This window comes from Pseudomonas shirazensis (genome assembly GCF_050496565.1).
In the GTDB taxonomy this organism is placed as follows: Bacteria; Pseudomonadota; Gammaproteobacteria; order Pseudomonadales; family Pseudomonadaceae; genus Aquipseudomonas; species Aquipseudomonas shirazensis_A.
This window is the reverse complement of the sequence record NZ_JBNWAE010000001.1, coordinates 615849-635956: the sequence shown is the minus strand read 5'-3', so window position 1 is coordinate 635956 and position 20108 is coordinate 615849. Positions and strand designations below refer to the sequence as shown.

At 52.5% G+C, this 20108-nt stretch carries 17 protein-coding genes; 13 read left to right on the top strand and 4 right to left on the bottom strand.

The window, feature by feature from the left end; genetic code table 11:
• Nucleotides 1–41 precede the first annotated feature (41 nt).
• Complete coding sequence (locus ACQZ2L_RS02825; protein WP_430324632.1) at nucleotides 42–1478, bottom strand: heavy metal sensor histidine kinase; 1437 nt, start codon at nucleotides 1476–1478, stop codon at nucleotides 42–44.
• Nucleotides 1475–2149 (bottom strand): heavy metal response regulator transcription factor, encoded by a 675-nt coding sequence (locus ACQZ2L_RS02820; RefSeq protein ID WP_039593197.1) that lies wholly within the window; start codon nucleotides 2147–2149, stop codon nucleotides 1475–1477. Before ACQZ2L_RS02820 ends, ACQZ2L_RS02825 begins: the two co-directional genes overlap by 4 nt.
• A gap of 553 nt (nucleotides 2150–2702) precedes the next feature.
• Between ACQZ2L_RS02820 and ACQZ2L_RS02815 the strand changes: the two genes are divergently transcribed.
• From ACQZ2L_RS02815 to ACQZ2L_RS02795, 5 genes are all read left to right on the top strand, one after another.
• Nucleotides 2703–3911 (top strand): TolC family protein, encoded by a 1209-nt coding sequence (locus ACQZ2L_RS02815; RefSeq protein ID WP_024014899.1) that lies wholly within the window; start codon nucleotides 2703–2705, stop codon nucleotides 3909–3911.
• Nucleotides 3912–3999: 88 nt separating this feature from the next.
• Nucleotides 4000–5223: an efflux RND transporter periplasmic adaptor subunit gene (locus ACQZ2L_RS02810; protein ID WP_024014898.1), complete on the top strand. Its 1224-nt coding sequence runs from the start codon at nucleotides 4000–4002 to the stop codon at nucleotides 5221–5223.
• Nucleotides 5224–5249: 26 nt separating this feature from the next.
• Nucleotides 5250–8417, top strand: a complete 3168-nt coding sequence (locus ACQZ2L_RS02805; RefSeq protein ID WP_024014897.1) for a CusA/CzcA family heavy metal efflux RND transporter — start codon at nucleotides 5250–5252, stop codon at nucleotides 8415–8417.
• A 142-nt stretch (nucleotides 8418–8559) separates the two neighbouring features.
• Nucleotides 8560–8754 carry a co-regulatory protein PtrA N-terminal domain-containing protein gene (locus ACQZ2L_RS02800; RefSeq protein WP_024014896.1) on the top strand — a complete coding sequence of 65 codons (195 nt, stop codon included), beginning with the start codon at nucleotides 8560–8562 and terminating at the stop codon, nucleotides 8752–8754.
• A gap of 151 nt (nucleotides 8755–8905) precedes the next feature.
• Nucleotides 8906–9238 carry a DUF2790 domain-containing protein gene (locus ACQZ2L_RS02795; RefSeq protein WP_024014895.1) on the top strand — a complete coding sequence of 111 codons (333 nt, stop codon included), beginning with the start codon at nucleotides 8906–8908 and terminating at the stop codon, nucleotides 9236–9238.
• Between the two features lie 368 nt (nucleotides 9239–9606).
• On the opposite strand, the gene ACQZ2L_RS02790 is transcribed toward ACQZ2L_RS02795, so the two are convergent.
• The gene (locus ACQZ2L_RS02790) at nucleotides 9607–10932 is read right to left on the bottom strand and encodes an OprD family porin (RefSeq protein ID WP_024014894.1); all 1326 of its coding nucleotides are present in this window, start codon (nucleotides 10930–10932) and stop codon (nucleotides 9607–9609) included.
• 1030 nt (nucleotides 10933–11962) lie between these two features.
• Between ACQZ2L_RS02790 and ACQZ2L_RS02785 the strand changes: the two genes are divergently transcribed.
• The 4 genes from ACQZ2L_RS02785 to ACQZ2L_RS02770 are packed head-to-tail and all read left to right on the top strand — an operon-like array spanning nucleotide 11963 to nucleotide 16627.
• Nucleotides 11963–13129, top strand: a complete 1167-nt coding sequence (locus ACQZ2L_RS02785) for an SAVED domain-containing protein (RefSeq protein WP_024014893.1) — start codon at nucleotides 11963–11965, stop codon at nucleotides 13127–13129.
• A complete protein-coding gene (locus ACQZ2L_RS02780; protein WP_430324631.1) occupies nucleotides 13130–14380 on the top strand; it encodes a nucleotidyltransferase domain-containing protein in 1251 nt (416 codons plus the stop codon).
• Nucleotides 14364–16148 (top strand): ThiF family adenylyltransferase, encoded by a 1785-nt coding sequence (locus ACQZ2L_RS02775; protein ID WP_024014891.1) that lies wholly within the window; start codon nucleotides 14364–14366, stop codon nucleotides 16146–16148. Before ACQZ2L_RS02780 ends, ACQZ2L_RS02775 begins: the two co-directional genes overlap by 17 nt.
• The gene (locus tag ACQZ2L_RS02770; RefSeq protein ID WP_024014890.1) at nucleotides 16145–16627 is read left to right on the top strand and encodes a Mov34/MPN/PAD-1 family protein; all 483 of its coding nucleotides are present in this window, start codon (nucleotides 16145–16147) and stop codon (nucleotides 16625–16627) included. Before ACQZ2L_RS02775 ends, ACQZ2L_RS02770 begins: the two co-directional genes overlap by 4 nt.
• 28 nt (nucleotides 16628–16655) lie before the next feature.
• On the opposite strand, the gene ACQZ2L_RS02765 is transcribed toward ACQZ2L_RS02770, so the two are convergent.
• On the bottom strand, nucleotides 16656–17204 hold the full coding sequence (locus ACQZ2L_RS02765; RefSeq protein WP_024014889.1) for a 3'-5' exonuclease: 549 nt from the start codon (nucleotides 17202–17204) through the stop codon (nucleotides 16656–16658).
• A 222-nt stretch (nucleotides 17205–17426) separates the two neighbouring features.
• Here ACQZ2L_RS02765 and ACQZ2L_RS02760 point away from each other — a divergent pair, with 222 nt between their 5' ends.
• From ACQZ2L_RS02760 to ACQZ2L_RS02745, 4 genes are all read left to right on the top strand, one after another.
• Nucleotides 17427–18065 carry an antitoxin Xre/MbcA/ParS toxin-binding domain-containing protein gene (locus ACQZ2L_RS02760; RefSeq protein ID WP_230383555.1) on the top strand — a complete coding sequence of 213 codons (639 nt, stop codon included), beginning with the start codon at nucleotides 17427–17429 and terminating at the stop codon, nucleotides 18063–18065.
• 42 nt (nucleotides 18066–18107) lie between these two features.
• Entirely contained in the window at nucleotides 18108–18500 is a 393-nt protein-coding gene (locus ACQZ2L_RS02755) for a DUF6957 family protein (protein WP_024014887.1), read from the top strand.
• Between the two features lie 396 nt (nucleotides 18501–18896).
• On the top strand, nucleotides 18897–19466 hold the full coding sequence (locus ACQZ2L_RS02750; RefSeq protein ID WP_430324629.1) for a TetR/AcrR family transcriptional regulator: 570 nt from the start codon (nucleotides 18897–18899) through the stop codon (nucleotides 19464–19466).
• A 59-nt stretch (nucleotides 19467–19525) separates the two neighbouring features.
• Complete coding sequence (locus tag ACQZ2L_RS02745) at nucleotides 19526–20002, top strand: DUF1348 family protein (RefSeq protein ID WP_430324628.1); 477 nt, start codon at nucleotides 19526–19528, stop codon at nucleotides 20000–20002.
• The last annotated feature ends 106 nt before the right edge of the window (nucleotides 20003–20108 follow it).

Here is a 20108-nt window from a genome sequence, read left to right as displayed (position 1 = left end):
GGGGGATTTGAGTGCGGATTATGCAAGCTTGATATTGAAACTCACCCCTGAACCCGTCTTGCCTGCTGCCAGGAAGTTTGTCCCTCGAGGTTTGGAAAGTTCAGCCTGAAAACAGTAATGCTACCAGGCATGCTCTGAACCTCCGCTGTTCCCTGATGAAGACTCATGATCGATCTGACAATCGCCAAGCCAAGACCAGTCCCACCTTCCGCACGGGAGCGACTGGTGTCGACTCTATAAAAACGGTCGAACAAGTGCGTCAGATGCTGAGGTTCGATTCCTGCGCCTGGATTGCCTACAAGTAGCGAGACTCGTTCGGCATGGCTTTCGATAACAATTGAAATAGATTGGCCGGCCGGGCAGTGGCGTATAGCGTTCGACAGCAGATTCGATATTGCTCGCTGAATCATCAGCCTGTCGCCAATGGTCTTGCCGTTTCCGGCGACGCTTAGGCTGATGCGCTTTTCTTCCGCCGACAGCGAAAACAGATCGACGACCTTCAATGCTTCATCTTCTAACGTAATTGTCTCGAACGGGACGAGCGCCGCTGGATGACTGACTTGAGCGAGGAAGAGCATATCCGAGACGATCCGGGTGACTCGGCCCAACTCTTCGGTGCAAGACTCCAACACCGCTTTGTACTCTTCTGCAGGTCGCTCCCGAGATAGTGTCACTTGTGCCTTCCCCATCAAATTGGTGATTGGGGAACGTAATTCGTGGGCCAAGTCATCGGAAAACTGCGACAGCTGCTGAATACCACTGTCGAGTCGGTGGAGCATGAAATTGATACCATGGGCCAGTTCACTCAGTTCCTGAGGCATTTTGACCACTGAAAGACGATGACTGAGATCTTGGGCCGAGATCATGGCGGCGACCTTTCGAAATTCTCTGAGGGGAGAGAGCCCTCGTTGCACCACAGCCCAAGCGCTAATTCCAATGAGTATCAGTAAAAGCGGTAGAGCAATGATCGTCGATCGAAGATACGCGCTGAGCAATGCTTCATCGTTCGCACTATCCATGGACAGCAAAACGGCGACATTTTTACCATTCTTCAATCGGATGAGTTTGTATGCGGTGAGGAAGTGTCGACCCTCACTATCGGAATTTGAAGAATATGAGAGATTGTCGATGGCGGCATTAGCAGCTTTCAATTCGATTCGTGGATCCGATAAACCAGTTCCGAATTTTAGTACTGGCGTCCTGAGGTTTGTCAGGTCATAAATGGACAAATTTAGATTGTCGTGCCCCATGACTTGATCCAGCAAGGAGTGCGGTTTCGAGTTCACCTCCGCCATATCCTCGTAAAATGAGAGGCTGTGTTCCACCTGCTCCATTTTCTTTTCCAGACTATGTTTCGCCAATTTATCCAGCTCATGCGTAAGCGCGAAAAAGGCCAATATAGCCAGAAACACCACTACCAAGGCCCCCAAGATACTCACCGTCAAACCTAGTCGCATTGACAGGCTCGCCGGCTTCATTCGCGTGCCTCCAATACATAACCAACCCCGCGAAGGGTGTGGATCAATTTGTTATCAAAGGGATCGTCAATTTTGGCCCTCAATCTACGGATTGAAACCTCTACAACGTTGGTGTCGCAGTCAAAATTCATATCCCACACTAAGGAGATGATTTGGGTTCGTGAGAGTACCTCTCCAGTCTGACGCATCAGTAGATGCAGAAGCGCGAACTCCTTGGTCGTCAAATCTATACGCTGCGCGCCACGAAAGGCACGGTGGCGCCCTTGATCGAGCTCCAGATCGGCTACTTTGAGTACCTGCGGTACAGGAATGTGTTCACTTCGACGCATAAGGGTTCGTACTCGGGCAAGCAGCTCTGGGAACTCAAACGGTTTAACCAGATAGTCATCAGCACCCAGATCGAGCCCGCGAATTTTGTCCGCAAGCCGTCCCCGGGCCGTCAACATCATCACCCTGGTATTGCTGCTTTGGCGCAGATGTTCAAGAACACCCCAGCCATCAAGTTCTGGAAGATTAACGTCGAGTATCACCAAATCATAGACATGTTGACGTGCAAGATGAAGTCCATCTGCTCCGGTTACCGCACGGTCGACTATATAGCCACTTTCTGTCAGCCCTTGATGCAAGTATTCGGCAGTTTTAGGCTCGTCCTCAATTACAAGGATTCGCATGATATTTCGCCCTCTTCAATAGGAAGTCAGTTGGGTCAGAAGTGTTATTGTTTTATTTTCTGAGAAGAATTATATAATTCGAAACCATTTAATTTTTTGCGCTTACCGATATCCGGCATTAGATATTAAATAATGATCTTAAAGCCTGTAGCCGCTACAGGGTCAAGCTTAAACCCCCGGTCTTGAGCCATCACAGCGACTCCTTGCGACAACGTGTCGCACTTTGACCGTTGAATCGAACACTGGGCAAGCGCCACACATGGTTAACCAAAATCGACAAGTGCTGTTCGGCAGATACCAGGTTGGTATTTGTTTCGGCATATTGCTGCCCCCACGTTCGAATCTTTCATTCCTCCTATGCTAGTGCAAAAAAAATAGCTGCATCGTTGGATAACGTATTTGTAATTTTTCAGTCACCTTGCTGATAAGTGCAAAACTTTACATTTACGTATAGAGAATAGGCGTTGAAGGAACTATGAAATTGCGTCCGCATAGAAAGTTAACTGCACCCTTGAACATACAAAAGTCCTTACTAGTTGTAGGCTTGAGTTGTATGTTCTTAATGGCAGACACCAGTTTTGCCGCAGTTTCGTCTTCTCAGACGCTGACCATGGATCAGGCACTGGAATCGGCCTTTGCTAACAATCCCGATTTGGCGGCAGCACAATGGGAAATTGGTATCAGCCAAGGAGATCGAAAACAAGCGGGTTTGATTCCCAACCCCGAGCTTTCTTGGGAAGCTGAAGATACCCGACGGAGCTCGCGCACTACGACGGTAATGATCAACCAACCGATTGAGCTTGGCGGCAAGCGCGGAGCTAGGATAGACGTTGCCAGTCGAGCCCAAGACGCGGCTAGTATTGAATTGGAGCGTAAACGCAATATTCTACGTGCAGAAGTCATCCAGGCCTTTTCTAGCGCCTCGACGGCCCAGCAGAGATTGCTCTTATCGCGTCAATCCCTTGTGCTTGCCGAGCGCGGTGTTCGTGTTGCTCAAGGACGGATTAATAGTGGTAAATCATCCCCCATCGAAGGTACACGAGCAGAGGTACAGTTATCTGAAGTGCGCCTAGAACTGCGGCGTGCTGAGCGCGACGAAGCAAATGCCTATCAGCAGCTTGCGCGCGTAATGGGCGCACCGTTGCCTTCGTTTAAATCCGTCGGTGAGTCAGACCGGCCAATGCCCAACGTTCCGGAACCGTCACTGCTGCTCAACCGCATCGGTGAAACTGCCGAATTACGATTGGCAAAACTACAAATTGATCAGCGTGAAGCTTCTCTTGATCTGGAGAAGTCTCAGCGTGTTCCAGATCTCACCGTAAGTGTGGGCAGTCAATACGATGAACGAGAACGCGAGCGTGTGAACGTTGTGGGGCTGTCGATGCCCATTCCGTTGTTCAATCGTAATCAAGGCAATGTACTGGCAGCAGCCCGCCGAGCCGATCAGGCCCGCGACCTTCGCAATTCAAGCGAGTTACGCCTGCGTACAGAAATTCAGATCGCTCTGGATCAGTGGATGACGGCGAACACCGAAGTTACCTCTTTCAATCAAACCATCCTGCCTGCCGCCCAAAATGCCGTCGACACCGCGACCCGAGGTTTCGAAATGGGCAAGTTCAACTTCCTGGATGTGCTCGATGCACAGCGCACGTTGATCAGCGCACGTAACCAATACATCCAGGCCATTGCAGAGGCAACAGACGCCTGGGTGCGCATTGAGCGAGTTTTCGGTGATGTCACTCAATTAACTCGTTCCCAGTGAATTTCATATAACGCTTTTGTACCGCTGCTCAGCACTGCATTGTCACGCTAATCCGTGACTGCCCGATTGAGCTGCGTAGGGAGTTTCCATGGATAAAAAACAAATCTTTGTGATCGCGCTGACCCTGACGGTGGGCATGGGAATCGGCTCATTCTGGGTTGGTAAAACGTCTGCACCGTCCGCCGAAGCTCAGCCTCATGAGGAGCATGGCCACGATGACGACGGCAACAAGGATGCCGGTGGGTCAACAGCTGTAGGCGAACATGCCGAGGGCGAAGAGGAGGAAGGTCACCTGACACTTAGCGAGGAGCAGATTAGCGCGGCTGGCATCCAGTTGGCCGAAGCAAAGGCACACAGCATCAGCCTGTCATTGCCCTTCCCAGGAGAAGTCCGGTTCGATGACGACCGGACTTCCCATGTCGTGCCCCGAGTGCCTGGCGTCGTCGAGTCGGTACATGTCAATCTTGGCCAGCCGGTGAAAAAAGGCCAGCTACTAGCCGTGATCGCCAGCCAGCAAATTTCTGATCAGCGTAGTGAGCAAGCCGCAGCGCAACGTCGTCTGGAGTTGGCGCGTACCACCTACGAGCGTGAGCGACAGTTATGGCAAGACAAAATCTCTGCCGAACAAGATTTCCTTCAAGCCCGTCAGGCTCTGCAAGAAGCTGAAATCGCCCTCAGCAATGCCCGTCAAAAAATCAGCGTACTCAGTGGCAGCTCGGTAGCCAGCGGCGGCAACCGGTATGAGCTGCGTGCGCCGTTCGATGGCGTCGTGGTTGAGAAACACTTGGGCCTTGGTGAGGTTGTCAGTGAAACCACCAATGCCTTCACTCTCTCGGACTTGTCGCGTGTGTGGGTAACTTTTGGCGTCTCCCCCAAGGATTTGAACAAGGTGCTGGTGGGCAAGTCCGTCACCGTCAATGCCCCAGAGTTAAGTGCCGAAGTCACCGGCACCGTGGCCTACGTAGGAAGTTTGTTGGGCGAGCAGACCCGTACCGCCACGGTCCGCGTGACCCTACCCAATCCGAAAGGCGCCTGGCGTCCCGGACTGTTCGTTACCGTGCTGGTAGATACCGATACCCGGCAGACGAAAGTCGCGGTGCCAGAAGTGGCGATCCAGACGGTCGAGGATAAACCGACAGTTTTCGTTCGAACTGATGACGGATTTAAGGCGCAGCCGGTGGAAATAGGCAGTCGTGCGGCGGGTCTGGTTGAGATCACAGAGGGCCTGGAGCCCGGTGTTCAAGTCGCTGCTGCCGGCAGCTTCATTCTGAAATCAGAGCTGGGTAAAGCCTCGGCTGAACACTCCCACTGATCCGCCATTTCCACGAGAAGGTTCTTATGTTCGAACGCCTGATCCAATTTGCAATCGAGCAACGCATCATCGTGCTGCTCGCGGTTCTTCTCATGGCTGGCCTCGGCATCGCCAGCTATCAGAAACTTCCGATCGACGCAGTACCCGACATTACAAACGTCCAGGTGCAGATCAACACGGGTGCCGCAGGTTTCTCGCCACTGGAGACAGAACAGCGAATCACCTTCCCCATCGAAACCGCCATGGCCGGCTTGCCAGCTCTTGAGCAAACGCGTTCGCTCTCACGCTCAGGTCTGTCGCAAGTCACCGTGATATTCAAGGAAGGCACCGACCTGTTTTTCGCCCGGCAATTGGTCAATGAGCGACTGCAGGTGGCCAAGGAGCAATTACCCGAGGGCGTGGAAGCGGTCATGGGGCCGATCTCTACCGGCCTGGGTGAGATTTTCCTCTGGACAGTCGAGGCAAAAGAAGGCGCCGTTAAAGAGGACGGCAGCCCTTACACCCCGACCGACTTGAGGGTGATCCAGGATTGGATTATCAAACCTCAGTTGCGCAACGTTCCCGGCGTCGCCGAAATCAACACCATTGGTGGTTTCGCCAAAGAATATCAAATTGCTCCCGATCCAAAACGCTTGGCGGCGTACAAGCTGACTCTGACTGATCTTGTGACGGCGCTGGAACGGAATAATGCCAACGTCGGTGCCGGATACATTGAACGCAGTGGTGAACAACTCCTGATTCGTGCTCCCGGGCAGGTGGCAACCACCGACGACATTGCCAACATCGTGATGGCCAACGTCGATGGCACGCCGATCCGCATCAAGAATGTGGCAACAGTTGATATCGGCCGTGAGCTGCGCACGGGGGCCGCTACCGAAAACGGTCGTGAAGTCGTGCTTGGCACTGTGTTCATGTTGATCGGTGAAAATAGCCGAACCGTCTCTCAGGCCGTTGCCGCCAAACTGGAGCAAGTCAATCGGTCACTACCTGAGGGGGTGGTGGCGGTCACGGTATACGACCGTACCAATCTCGTGGACAAGGCGATTGCCACGGTCAAAAAGAACCTGATTGAAGGTGCGATCCTGGTCATCGCAATTCTGTTCCTGTTCTTGGGCAACATTCGCGCCGCATTGATCACTGCCATGGTTATTCCTTTGGCCATGCTGTTCACATTCACCGGTATGTTCACCAACAAAGTCAGCGCCAACCTGATGAGTCTCGGCGCGTTGGACTTCGGCATCATTGTTGACGGAGCGGTGGTGATTGTCGAAAACGCGATCCGGCGCTTGGCTCATGCACAACAGCACCATGGACGTATCCTCACACGTTCCGAACGGATGCATGAAGTGTTTGCAGCGGCAAAGGAAGCGCGCCGCCCATTGATTTTCGGTCAGTTGATCATCATGGTCGTGTATCTCCCGATTTTTGCCCTGACCGGTGTTGAAGGGAAAATGTTCCACCCCATGGCGTTTACAGTCGTAATTGCCCTGCTGGGCGCCATGCTGCTGTCCGTTACCTTTGTTCCTGCGGCGATTGCCATGTTCGTAACTGGCAAGGTCAAGGAACAAGAGAACGTGATCATGCGTGGCGCGCGTCGGATGTATGCACCTGCGCTGGATTGGGTCATGAACCACCGATCAGTAGCCTTTGCCATGGCACTAGGCCTCATTGCAGTGTGCGGGGTTGTCGCCAGTCGAATGGGAAGTGAGTTTGTACCGAGCCTCAGCGAAGGGGATTTTGCCCTGCAAGCACTACGCGTGCCGGGCACCAGTCTGACGCAATCGGTAGAAATGCAGCAGCGTTTGGAAAAGCTAGTGCTGGCAAAAGTGCCTGAAGTCGAGCGAGTTTTTGCTCGTACCGGTACCGCAGAGATTGCCTCCGATCCAATGCCGCCGAATATCTCTGACAGCTATGTGATGCTTAAGCCTAAGGATCAATGGCCTGACCCGAACAAATCCCGGGATGAGTTAGTCGCGGATATTCAAAAGGCTACGGCCGCGATGCCCGGCAGCAACTATGAGCTTTCGCAGCCAATTCAATTGCGTTTCAACGAGCTGATATCAGGCGTGCGCAGTGACGTAGCCGTTAAGGTCTTCGGTGATGACATGGTAGTGCTTAACAGCACAGCTGCGAAAATCGCTGCCTCTATGCAGAAGGTCGAAGGAGCTTCAGAGGTCAAAGTCGAGCAGACCACAGGGCTACCAGTACTTACCATTAACATCGACCGTGACAAGGCCGCGCGTTATGGCCTGAATGTTGGTGATGTACAGGACACCATAGCGGTAGCGGTTGGTGGTCGCCAAGCGGGTACGATGTATGAAGGAGACCGTCGTTTCGATATGGTTGTGCGTTTATCCGATGCCATGCGCAAGGACATTGAAGGGTTGTCTACGTTGCTGATTCCAGTACCGGCGCTGGTCAATGGCAATGCAGAACAGATTGGTTTTATTGCCCTCTCAGAAGTGGCAACTCTCGATCTGGTGCTTGGGCCGAACCAGGTCAGTCGCGAAAATGGTAAGCGTCTGGTAATCGTAAGCGCTAACGTGCGAGGTCGGGATATAGGCTCTTTTGTTCAAGAGGCCAGCAGCGCTATTGATCGAGAGGTACAGGTGCCGGCTGGTTATTGGACTAACTGGGGTGGGCAATTTGAGCAACTCCAGTCGGCTGCGAAACGTCTCCAAATCGTTGTCCCGGTGGCCCTGCTCCTTGTATTTGCCCTGCTTTTCATGATGTTCAACAATCTCAAGGACGGCCTCCTGGTATTCACCGGTATTCCATTCGCGTTGACTGGAGGGGTCATGGCTTTGTGGCTACGTGACATCCCGCTATCGATCTCGGCGGGTGTTGGTTTCATTGCTTTGTCGGGGGTTGCGGTGCTGAACGGTTTGGTGATGATAGCGTTCATTCGCAATCTTCGAGAGCGGGGGTATTCGTTAAATTCTGCTATCAATGAAGGAGCCCTCACGCGGCTTCGTCCGGTATTGATGACAGCTTTGGTGGCTTCCCTCGGCTTTATACCTATGGCTCTGGCCACTGGCACCGGGGCAGAGGTTCAACGACCACTGGCCACCGTTGTGATTGGGGGCATCCTGTCCTCGACTGCATTAACGCTGTTAATACTGCCTGCGCTCTATCAATGGGTGCACCGCCACGATGAAGATGAACCCGCAGAAGGGAGAATAACAACCCAATAGTTCTTTTGGTTTTGAGCCCGCTGCGGTTGTTCATCAGCGGGTTTTTTATACCAGGAACGATTACGAATATGTAATCTGAGCGCCACCGTGATGATAGGTTCGCATTGATACCCTAATAGCGTTATCTATATGAGGTGTCAGAATGAAACTTACTAAAATCTTTGCTGTTGCGGGCGCTTTGGCCCTTTCTTCATTCGCTATGGCGGAAGGCGGTGGAGACAGAACATTCGAGAAGATGATGGCGGCAAAAGATCTGGCAATGGAGAAGTATGTGGCGAAACAAGGAAAAAATGCCTCAGTGGTGTCAAGTGACGAAAAGAATGAGAAGGCTAAGTAAGCGTAGCCATGCAGTTTGGAATCAGCCCGCCCCTAGGCTCCTAGTGGCGGGTTTTTTTTGCCGGTTTGATTACATACTTGTAATTTTAGCGCCACCCGGTCGCAATCATTAGCCTGATATTATCTTGACTGTATTAGTTGAGGTGCTGAATATGAAATCTATCAACATTTTAGCTTTGTTCGGAGTTTTAGCTGTCTCGTCAAGCGTGTTTGCAGAGGGGGGAGGAGATAAGGCTTTCGAAAAAATGATGGCTGCCAACACCAAAGCTATGGAGAAGTACGCAGTCAGCCAAGGAAAAAGCGCGCCGGTACCGAAGCGATATGAATATGGAATGAAGGTGGATGTGGTAAAGGTGATCAGTGTGGTGCGGCCTGCGAAAATCTGCGCAGTAGTGCCGGCCGCAATGACTTATGAAGACTCCGTAGGGCAACTAAACACGATCACTTACACTGTAGCTGGAGACTGCCGTAGGCGAGGCGGTTAATACCTGCGCTGTCATATGACAATTAAACGCGCGACCCGCTTCGTTAGTCAAAGGTGTCGGGCGTTTTTGTTTGTTCGAGTTCTGAAAGGCAAAAAAAGACGCCCCGAAGGGCGTCTCAAAATTCACCTTACCAAAGGAGCAAAGGAGCTTCCAAAGGTGAATGGATATGACAACTGAACAGCATTGAGTTTGGATTTTCACAATCTAGCTACTCATCCATAGAACCCCAGCCAGATGCGCTAGCTAAGATTCTATCAACTCACGATAAGTATAAAAAACATAACCTAACGTGAAGATGATTGAAAAATGACATTTCTGTAACTTTTCGAAGGACGGGACGCTCGCACAGCGAGTCATCCCGTTCGATGTCACATGACAGCTAATGGATACTCAACAATCACACGTACTTCATCAAGGTCAGATTCAAACGCTGTAGCACGAGTGTTTGCTTGGCGCAGGCGGAAAGACATGTCCTTCAAAGATCCGGTCTGAACGACATATTTCACCTCAATATCGCGTTCCCAGCGTTTCTGATCGGTCAGCGGATTTCCCTCTGCATCCCGTCGCATGTAGGTTCCATTAGCGTTGGAGTAATCGGCATCGGTGCCACGGGCGTAACGTGTCATAAACGACAGTCCTGGCACGCCATATGTCGTCATATCCAAGTCGTATCGGACCATCCATGAACGCTCTTTAGGCGAGTTGAAATCGCTGTATTGGATTGAGTTGTCGAGAAAAATGGAATCCGATTGGCGGAGGTAGTCGAAGTCGTCGTTACCATTGTTTCGTTGGTGAGACAATGCGACAGAGTGTGCGCCATACTTCACGCCGACTTTAGCACTCCAAATATTATTGTTGAATTCACCTAGCAATTTTTTGCCTTCGTCGACGGCTTTGTAGTAGTTCAAGCCGCCGAATACGGAGAGTTCATCCGAAAGCGAATAGTTTAATCCCGTGCCGGCATAATATTGATTCCAGGCGTCTTTAAGGCGGCTGGAGTAGAGGCTAACGATCACATTCTTGTTCAGATTGTAGTCACCGCCAAAGTAGCCGACCCACGGTGAATTAACAGGTCCGGCATAAAATGTCGCGAAATTGTCGCGCATATTGCTGGAAGTTGGCTGGCTCATAGCGTGAAGGCGGCCCGCCTGAACAGTCAATCCGTCAAAGCTGGTGTTTGTCGCCGTTACGCCTGTGAAACTTTCTGGTAGAAGTCTGGAGTCACCAGCGGCAACGACTGGGTTAGATGGGAATACGTCGCCGACCTTTACTACCGTGTCAAAGGCGCGAATTTTTGCTGCACCTCCAATTTTAGTATATTCGTCTCTAGCCTGCCCATCACTATTGACCGGTAGTACATCGAACGAACTACGGCCACCATTACGCCCGTCACCTGTGTCGAGTTTCAATCCGATCATGGCGAACGCGTCAACACCGACACCCACAGTGCCCTGAGTAAACCCGGACTCGAATTTACTAATGATGGCATGTGCCCAGGCCTCGGAGTAACCGTTGCCCGTTGCACTCGATTGGCCGTTGCGATGATCACGATTGAAGTAATAGTTTCGGTTGAGAACAGTAAGGCTGCTGCCTTCCACAAATCCTTCGGCCTTTTCTTCCGCAAATACCGTGGACGGGCCAGAACTGACAACGATCGCCAACGCGGCCATCGAAAATTTCGTGTTGTTATTCATACATCACTCCTTAGGTTCGGCAGAACTAGAAAGCTCTTCGGCTGGAATTATTGTTTACAGAAAGCAGGATGTGCCTCCCGCATCGTCGCCGAGCTGTATCGTTGCAATCTGGAGATAACGTGGACATGATCAGAAAATTACAATTTTGTAATGTAAATCTGCTTTTTTAAAATTGCCTTTATTTGGAGCGCGTGTCAGCTGATGTGCAGATCTTGTTTGCTACCTTAACGTTCATGGGAGCCTTATGATCCGCAGCGCACCGGGTATTCACACGCAATCTGCGCTCAGATCGTATCGGTCCAACGAAACGCCTTTTTTGACGCAACTGCGAAGCTAATGATGTCCGCCGAGCCAATACGTGGGTGGCTGTATTCGCGGTGAGGTGGGAGCCTGTTGGTAATCCAGAATGTATTACGCTTACTTCGTAGGTGGGAGGGACACGAACCATGGCTTGCCAGCGGCTAGCGACGAGTCCTCCCCGAGCGACATGTACGTACTAGATACGAAATCATCTAAGCTTATCCATGGCTGGGAACGGCTCAAATCGTTACTCGACCAATGCCTAAGCTTCATGCTTACAGCCATTGGCTGACATCTCTGAACGGCCGGAAAGAGCGACTGATGCATTTTCAAACGGCGCGCATACCGGCTGCTTCGCTTTTCCTAGCTATGGGGCTCGAGGGTACGAGATCACCTCTTCGGTATATTCTAAGACGGAGCAGACAAGCTTAAGACAGGAATTGTGCGATCACTGAAGAGACGTGTACGCAAATTAGCGAGTTTATCTCTTTCACATAAACTCGCTAATTTCAGTACATACGCTGTGGTCAGCGCTCTTAATAAGTCGCATTTACCATAAAACGGCGCCGCCATTCCCCCTTCCGTTGGGGTCAAATACGACCTTGGTGCTTAAGACGATTCAGCCTCCGCCACTCTCAGATCTTTCTTGTATTTGGGGTGAATGACCTTAAGATGATTTTATCTGGCCATCATCGTTTTTTTCATGGATGTTTCTCGGGGGTAGGTCGAAATGGCAGAGCAAGAAGACGCTAAAGTCGCGAGCGGGCGCTTTAACACGAATGATGAGACGAAGCGGATCGTGTGGATACAGGCCGCTGGTCATTGTGAACTGTGTGGTACAGATCTAACGTTCGACTATCGTGCCGGCAAACCGATGAAATGGGGCGAAGTGGCGCATATCCTACCCGCCAGTCCGAAGGGGCCTCGGGGCCGCGCAGATCATGACGCTGAGGCGCATACCAACGATACCGCTAACCTGATGCTCCTGTGCCCAGGCTGTCATGACAAAATTGATCGTGACGCAGATGGTTACCCTGAAAATGATTTGAGTGGTTTACACCAAGCGTACATGGAACGCATCCGACTCGCCGCAACGACCCCCGATGGTGGCAGAGCCATTCCTCTCATCGTCCAGAGTCAGCATTTCCAGACTGTCACCGATATTCCCGTTCGCGATCTGTTGACTGCGATGTCTGCTGAGGGATTTATCGCCTTCGATCAAGGCATCAAAATCACTTTCCCTGCACCCGGACCGCGAGGTAGGGACGCGACCTATTGGCAGAACATCAAAGACAGTGTCCAGTATGAGCTGGAGCAGCAACTCAAGCGTCGCGGCGGCACCTATGGAGACTCGCCCGCGCTAGCAGTGGTAGGCTTGGCCGACATTCCGGCTTTGATGATGTTGGGCCAGAGTATCGGCGACCGTTCCAAGCGCTTGATCTTCTCCTTTCATCGCGAGCATCTTTTGCGCTGGCCCGATCAGTCCGCTGAGCCGCCCGTTTTTTTGTTTACACCTCCCTCCGACGGCGACGGGCCACTGGCGCTAGTGCTCTCCATTTCTGCGCAAGTTCCAGTTCGAGACGTGATCGACGCTCTGCCCGGTGCACGTATAGCAGAGCTGTCGATCCCAGAGCCAAGCTATGCGATGGTACAAAACCGTCGGGTGATTCATGCCTTTCGTGACGCACTTCAAATACGACTGAGCCAGCTTGAAGCTCTGACTCCTACCCCTATCCACGTCTTCGCCGCTATTCCTGCTGCATTGGCCATCGAGTTTGGCGCGTTGCTCACAACGCAGCACCAACATACGTACCTGATCTTCGATCGGGACAAAGAAAACCAAGATCGGTTTACGCAAACACTGCAATTGGGCTCGGTGGCCCAGGAGGCTAGGTAGATGCTATTGAGCAACGAACAGACCAAGCGCAGCAGTTGGGAATATTTTCTGCTTCGCGCCGCGCGGGAAATCTCGCTGTCGGAAGCGCAGTACGAAAAAATCAATGACCGCTACTCCCAACTGGAAAAAATCCTCTCGGCATCCGACAACCCGCTGCTCGCTGAGGCCCATATCTTCGTTCAAGGCTCGATGCGGCTGAAAACGACCATCAAGCCAATCCCCGGTGCGCCTGCGGATCTGGACACCATTGATGCGGACGCGATTATCTGGCTCCCTCACGCTCAAGGCGCTAGTGCGAAGGAAGTTCTAGAAGTGATTGAGCAGCGTTTTAGGGAGGGCTCCCGCGTTCAAGAAGAAGTTAAGCAATTACGTCGTGGCATCCGGATCGTTTATGCCGACGAAAATCCAGGTTTCCACATTGATGTCACACCTGCCCGCGCGATCAACGGAAATGGCGAAGCAAACGGCGAGGGTAAGCTGGAGGTTCCGGATCGGGTCACAGGGTGGAAAGCAAGCAGCCCTATCCCTTACTCGAATTGGTTACAGGTTGCCTCTGCCCAGGAAATCTCTCTTGAAAGCTTGGTAATTGCCAAAAGCCAGCGGATGCTCGATGCCGCGACACAAGATCCTTTGCCGCATTATCAGGATTACATCGATCAAGATCCCCTGCGTGCGACCATAAAACTGCTCAAGCGGCATCGCGATGAATGGGCCATCAACACAAGGAGCGCTGATACTCGCCCCATATCCGCTGTCATAACCACTTTGGCGACTCACGCATACCTGGATGTCGTGAAGGAATCGCAGTCGAAGCCCTTGGCGCCGCTCGATGCAATTTTGGAAATCGTTCGCAGAATGCCGCAGCACATCGTGCAAAGAGGTAGCGATTGCTTTGTCTGCAACCCTGCCGATAACGGCGAAAACTTTGCAGAGAAGTGGAATCGACCGGGCGAGGGACAAGGTTATCGCCAAGCATTTGCCAAGTGGCATGCGGACGCCAGTGCATCTGTGTCTCTGGGTTTGGAAAGTTTTGAATCCAACGATTCCTTCGCCGAGGCAGTGAAAAAGAATTTCGGTATTGCACCGGCGCTCATTACGGCAGTGAACAATGAGATCCCTGCGAATTGGACCATGCCCGGCCGACCGGATGGCACTACTCGAAACTCTGCTTCGATGGGTTCGCTCTTCGGAGGGGCCAGCGGTGGCGGAACGTCTCAGTCGAGCGTAAAGCCAGTTGGACGCCTTGGCTGATCCTATTACGACGCCATTGCAGCGCGGAATCGTCGCACTGCGAAATGCCCTAGGTCAGGACGCTGCCGATGCATTGCTCCAGCCCGCACCCATGCGGGCTGACGAAGCGGCGTCCTTTCACTTTCCCTTGCCCATCGATTACACGGGTCAGGAGCGGCGACTGCGTATTGGTTTCCCCTCCAACTTTCCCCGTGGGCTTTTGCGGCTGAACGTCGAACCCTCTCCATGGCTGGTTTGGCCGCATGCCACCAAGTCGGGGCTTTGCCTTCATGGCTTTCAGGAGCGCCCCATCATGGGTTCCTCGGAGGTTGTGGTAGAGGACAGCCTTGCTCGCTTGGCACAGATCGTTTCGTTGTCCAAGATGGGATCAAGCCAGGCAACGCGCGATATCGAATTTCAGAATGAGATCACTACCTACTGGTCTTTTCAGCACGGTCAGTCATTCCAGAACCTCTTACTGTTGGATCGACCTCAGGCTGCCTCGCAGTTGTTTGCGCTCAGCGATCCGCGCCGGGCTGTGCCATCCGGTCAGGAAACGGTTTGGTTAGCATCGAACGTAGCTGCACTCAAAGGGCATTACCGACGGGTTGTCGGGCGTTCCGCTGTCATTCGCGCGGCCGAAACTCCCGGTTTTTACGTCAAGCTTCAGACTTATCCGGATATCCGCACCCCGGATCCAGAAGATTTATTGCCGTGGCTAACGCCCCACCTTAAACCCGACGATGCCGAGCAATTGCTGGCATGGTTTGAGCTGAATGGAACGTTGGCGAGTCGATGGATTGTTCTGGAGCTTCCAGGAGGGGCAGATGCTCCAACATATTGCCTAAATGTACGCTCGCTCGGCGTACAGCAGGAGCGGGGGGCAAAGTTTGGCCTGCGTACAGCGCGGCGCCGGCCAGCTATCGCAAATGCACATCCACCGGCGCTCGTCCGAGCAACTACCCTGGACGTGCTTGATCGAGCGTCCATTCTGTCCCGCGATATAAGCGGCACAGCACAGCGCCTCGAAAATGCTCGGGTAGTTTGCGTTGGTGTTGGCTCGCTAGGCAGTGCGGTGGCAATACAATTGGCACGCTCCGGTGTTGGCCACCTTACCCTCATCGATCCTGACACTCTGGTGTCAGCCAATCTGGGTAGGCACGTTCTGGGAGCGGATAGCCTAGGGAGGCTGAAAGCCTCAGCGTTGAGGGACAAGATTCTGTTAGATCTTCCGACTACAGAGTGCACCGCTTATTCGACTTTCGCCGAAGTAGTGATGAGCAGCAAACCAGAAGTGTTCGATAACGCAGATCTTGTGGTGATCACGACAGCAGACTGGCAGTCGGAGGTCACTGTATGGCGAGCCAAATCCAGCGGCGCTTCTTGGGGACTTTTACAAGCCTGGAGCGAACCGTATACCCAGGTAGGCCACGCGCTATTCGCACCAGCCGGTACCTTTGATGGCCGTCATTTATTCACGAACATCGGCGATTTTCTTCATAAGTTTACAGAGTGGCCGGGAGGCGGTGTGGTTCCACTGCCGGCGTGTGGGGAGAGCTTTATTCCAGGCGGATCACTGGGGATGACCAATATTGCCTCTATGGTGTCGCACACGGCTTTACGCGCATTGACCGGCAACATTGCCACTGCATCTTGGGTCAGCAGTATCTACAGGCCTGAAGATGTGCCGAGCCTAGGAGGCCAATACCGTGGGCCCAAACTGCCAGAGGGGGCGCAGCAACTCCTACTCGAGCGCGGATGGCCGGAACCTAAGGATGAAATGGTATGACGGATATCGCTTGGCGCTGGCGATGGGCGGAGGTGGATTCCGAGCTATTGGTGTCGCAAGCTGTCGCGGACATCTTGGATAGTCATCGGCAGGGCCTTTTTGGCGTGGAGCGAGGGGGACAGTTATTCGTCAACCCGGTTAATCCGAAAGGGTTGCTGCTGGCCGTGGCCACGTTGCCTCATCGCGCCGATCGGTCAGGCTGGTCTTGGCTAGAGTTGGATGCGGAGCGGTGCCGTCAGGAGATCCAAGCTGCCAACGAACAAGGGTTACGTCTGGTGGGCTATTGGCATACGCATCCCCAATCTGTTCCGGTGATTTCTCCGGCAGACATAGGAAGTTTCTCCAGATTTGCTGCGCGTTACACGCAGGATCTGCCGCACCCAATAGCCGTTATCGTTGGCAAGTCCGAAAAACCAGAAGGCATCAAGGCTTGGTCGTTCAGGGGCGGCAGATATGTTGAGGCAACCTGGCTTAGATAAGCTTCAAGTCGGTGCCATGGGAGGCACGTCAGCGGTTACCTTTACCCGCCAGCATCAGCGCGAAGAGCTCTGCCTGAAAGCGAGCATCATCCAATGCGTTATGGTTCGGTTCGCTGAGTGGCTTCAGCGCAGCGGTCATCTTGGATGATTTTGTTTCCTGCCAGCTGCAACCTACAGCTCCCATGAAGTAGGCCTTCATGTCGATAGCGGTAAAACCAAAGGGGTTGGTATCCAAGTATTTGTGGAAGTAATAGTTGACGAATGACCAGTCAAACGGTGCATTGAGTCCTACGAAAATGACCTTTTGCCCCGTTTTGCAGGACGATTTCAGCCACTTATCAAATGCCAGCATCGCCTGTTGCGGAGCGAGGCCATCGCGCTCCAGCTTCTCCAAACTCAGCCCCGATACTGCCAGCGCTTCGGGGTCGTGTTTCGGACTGTCAGGTCGTAGTTCAAGATAGATGGACGTTTCAGGTTGGGCTACAAGACACGCTCCAATGGAAAGCAGACTGTATTCGCCTGGTATAGGCCCAGACGTCTCGACATCGACGGAAACATAAAGCTCATCAGGGTGCATGTCATATCCTTTCGTGTAGTTACCTGATCACGCTCAGGCTTAGCCATGTGAAGGTGGAAAGGCAGGTATTGCCGTTGACCCATTTTTGCCCTTTCACTCGCTATCCGGCGTTCGAGCAGCGGCAGTGCCTGTCGGTCAGCGGATCGCCGATTCCTTTGGTCAGCTCTGCGCCCAAGCATAATGATGTGTGTCATTCTGATGGCGGATGAGGGCCGGACGATCATGAGTGAAAACGAGCGTTGGATAGTCAAGTGCCAAAAAACTAAGGACGGCACTGGCGACATCATCATCGATCTGCCTCAAGAGTTGCTTGACCAAATGAGGTTAGGTATTGGGGACGACCTGGAGCTAACGGTAGCGAATGGCACATTAGTGCTAACGCCCGTGCACAACGCAACATCAGTGCGGCCCATGGTTTCTGGCGTCCTGCGTCAGGATGCCTATCATGCATATCGCATGCGTCTGGAGAGGCTTCTTCATATCTCTGTCAATGCCTCGGATCTGGACATTCACGACATGATAGTAGCTGGCTTCTCGGTCAGCCTGATCAAAATGCTTTGTGATGATGGAACCTTAAGCGACGAAGAGCGCGACAGAATCATTCACCCCAAAACCCTAAAAACAAGATTGTCAGCCAATCATCTTTTAACGCTGCCTGAGAGCGATCGCCTTTTCCGGTTTGTACATATAACCGCCATGGCCGAGGTGATCTTCGGTGACAAAGTTAAGGCCAAACAATGGCTATCCAAACCCAAAGCCCGCTTTTTGGGAGAAAGTCCGTCATCGATGGTCGCTACAACCTTTGGCACACATCTAGTCGAAGAAATGCTGATTCAAGTGTCGGAGGGCATGTCATTTTGAGCTTCTCGTTCGAATCGGTTTTTTGATCGGCAGGAGGTAGTCATGAATTTGGCAGATTATATTTCAGTGCTTTCTGATGGTGAGAAAATAGACGGATGCGAACTCACCACCCCAGATGCTGTAGCGCTCGCCCGCCTGCATTTCCCTTCCCGTGCCTATTGTCTTGTTACTGATTGGGCGATATTGGATCTCGCCGTCACAACAAGTCAGCGGAAAGCCATTACGGATAGAGAGCTAATTCCTGCTCTCGTTTACGCTTCGACCGTTATCCAAGACAGTAAAGGCCGCTTCGCATCTGGTGATTGGGTCAAAACGACACTGGGTGTTTCCTACATCCACGACTGCTTGTTTCTAACAAAAAACACCGTTTACGTGCTGATGGGGGCCGGCCGAAGGTTGCGCACAGATTTAGACACCGCACTAAGCCTGTGCTGAAAAACTCTATTCCAAACGGGTAAGTGCCAAGTCGCGCTCACATAGCGTTTCGGCATGAATGAACGCCGACGCTGTTGTGTCAATCTATGTTGTTACCAATCGAGCACCGTATTTGAAATGTGACGCGCCTGTGTCAATCTATGTTGCTGTTGTGTGGATCCCGGATCATCCTACAGCCCCCGGTTTACTTGAGGGGCTGTGTCAAACTATGTTGTTGGTAACCATTGTTGGCCATGCAATATGGCTGACACGAGATTAACGCCCTCCCAAATACACCACTAGCACCCCCCTGCGATGAAATGCCGGCGGCCTGCTTTTCCCCAGCGCTAGCTCACCACATCGAAAATTTAAAAGTTGCTGCTTGACCATGGAGAACGATCGTTCTACATTGAGTCCATGAGCAGACCAACGATAGATCATCGCGACCAGATCCTCGCAACCGCCGAGAAACTCATCTACCAGAACGGTATCCACGCCACGGGCATGGATCTACTGGTGAAGACCTCCGGCGTGTCGCGCAAGGGCATTTATAACCACTTCGCTACCAAAGATGAGGTGGCCGCTGCGGCGCTGAGTGCGCGCGATGTGCGGTGGATGCAATGGTTTAGAACAGAGTGCGACAAAGCGGCAACGCCGTATGACCGCGTACTCAATATGTTCTCTGTTCTTAAGGGCTGGTTCGAATCGGATGGTTTTTGTGGCTGTGCTTTCATCAACACGGCAGGTGAGGTTGGGAATCCTGATGACCCCATCCGCCAGATCGCAAAGCTGCACAAGCAAAAGCTTCTGGACTACACGCTTGAACTGACCGAGCAATTGAACATCGAGCAACCGTTGGTGTTAGCCAGGCAGTTACTGGTGTTGATGGAAGGCGCAATCACCATGGCTCGAGTGATGGGTGATTACCACGCTGCTGATGATGCGAAGGACGTTGCGCGGATGTTGCTTAAAGAGCTCACGCCCTAACGCTTGAGCTGCAGAGAAACAACTCAAACTATTTATCCTGCTCGACTGGAGTCACTACCATGTCCAATGCCCAAACTCGCCCGCCACTTCCTCCTTTCACTCGCGAAACGGCGATTGAAAAAGTTCGACTGGCTGAAGATGGCTGGAACAGCCGCGATGCCGAGAAAGTTTCGCTCGCTTACACCCTAGATACCAAATGGCGTAACCGCGCTGAATTTGCCGCCAATCGCGAAGAAGCCAAAGACTTTCTCACCCGCAAATGGAAAAAAGAACTCGATTATCGCCTGATCAAAGAGCTCTGGGCCTTTACCGATAACCGCATCGCCGTTCGTTACGCCTACGAGTGGCATGACGACTCTGGTAACTGGTTCCGCTCCTACGGCAACGAGAACTGGGAGTTTGAAGCAGATGGCCTGATGCACCGTCGTTTCGCCTGCATTAACGACATGCCTATCAAGGAAAGCGAGCGTAAATTCCACTGGCCGCTGGGCCGCCGTCCGGATGATCACCCAGGTCTGACTGAGCTCGGCCTGTAAGTATGTGAATCCGGGAGTGGTGTCATTGTGAGTGCCGCCTCGGAGCTGGATGCAGTCGGCGAGGCTTTGACGGCGGCTGATTTCAATGTGAACGGTGGCTGGACCA

What these genes read in the sequence shown, in the direction of transcription:
- ACQZ2L_RS02825 (WP_430324632.1), bottom strand. Translation starts at nt 1,478, where the DNA reads ATGAAGCCGGCGAGCCTGTCAATGCGACTAGGTTTGACGGTGAGTATC.
- ACQZ2L_RS02820 (WP_039593197.1), bottom strand. Translation starts at nt 2,149, where the DNA reads ATGCGAATCCTTGTAATTGAGGACGAGCCTAAAACTGCCGAATACTTG.
- ACQZ2L_RS02815 (WP_024014899.1), top strand. Translation starts at nt 2,703, where the DNA reads ATGTTCTTAATGGCAGACACCAGTTTTGCCGCAGTTTCGTCTTCTCAG.
- ACQZ2L_RS02810 (WP_024014898.1), top strand. Translation starts at nt 4,000, where the DNA reads ATGGATAAAAAACAAATCTTTGTGATCGCGCTGACCCTGACGGTGGGC.
- ACQZ2L_RS02805 (WP_024014897.1), top strand. Translation starts at nt 5,250, where the DNA reads ATGTTCGAACGCCTGATCCAATTTGCAATCGAGCAACGCATCATCGTG.
- ACQZ2L_RS02800 (WP_024014896.1), top strand. Translation starts at nt 8,560, where the DNA reads ATGAAACTTACTAAAATCTTTGCTGTTGCGGGCGCTTTGGCCCTTTCT.
- ACQZ2L_RS02795 (WP_024014895.1), top strand. Translation starts at nt 8,906, where the DNA reads ATGAAATCTATCAACATTTTAGCTTTGTTCGGAGTTTTAGCTGTCTCG.
- ACQZ2L_RS02790 (WP_024014894.1), bottom strand. Translation starts at nt 10,932, where the DNA reads ATGAATAACAACACGAAATTTTCGATGGCCGCGTTGGCGATCGTTGTC.
- ACQZ2L_RS02785 (WP_024014893.1), top strand. Translation starts at nt 11,963, where the DNA reads ATGGCAGAGCAAGAAGACGCTAAAGTCGCGAGCGGGCGCTTTAACACG.
- ACQZ2L_RS02780 (WP_430324631.1), top strand. Translation starts at nt 13,130, where the DNA reads ATGCTATTGAGCAACGAACAGACCAAGCGCAGCAGTTGGGAATATTTT.
- ACQZ2L_RS02770 (WP_024014890.1), top strand. Translation starts at nt 16,145, where the DNA reads ATGACGGATATCGCTTGGCGCTGGCGATGGGCGGAGGTGGATTCCGAG.
- ACQZ2L_RS02765 (WP_024014889.1), bottom strand. Translation starts at nt 17,204, where the DNA reads ATGCACCCTGATGAGCTTTATGTTTCCGTCGATGTCGAGACGTCTGGG.
- ACQZ2L_RS02760 (WP_230383555.1), top strand. Translation starts at nt 17,427, where the DNA reads ATGAGTGAAAACGAGCGTTGGATAGTCAAGTGCCAAAAAACTAAGGAC.
- ACQZ2L_RS02755 (WP_024014887.1), top strand. Translation starts at nt 18,108, where the DNA reads ATGAATTTGGCAGATTATATTTCAGTGCTTTCTGATGGTGAGAAAATA.
- ACQZ2L_RS02750 (WP_430324629.1), top strand. Translation starts at nt 18,897, where the DNA reads ATGAGCAGACCAACGATAGATCATCGCGACCAGATCCTCGCAACCGCC.
- ACQZ2L_RS02745 (WP_430324628.1), top strand. Translation starts at nt 19,526, where the DNA reads ATGTCCAATGCCCAAACTCGCCCGCCACTTCCTCCTTTCACTCGCGAA.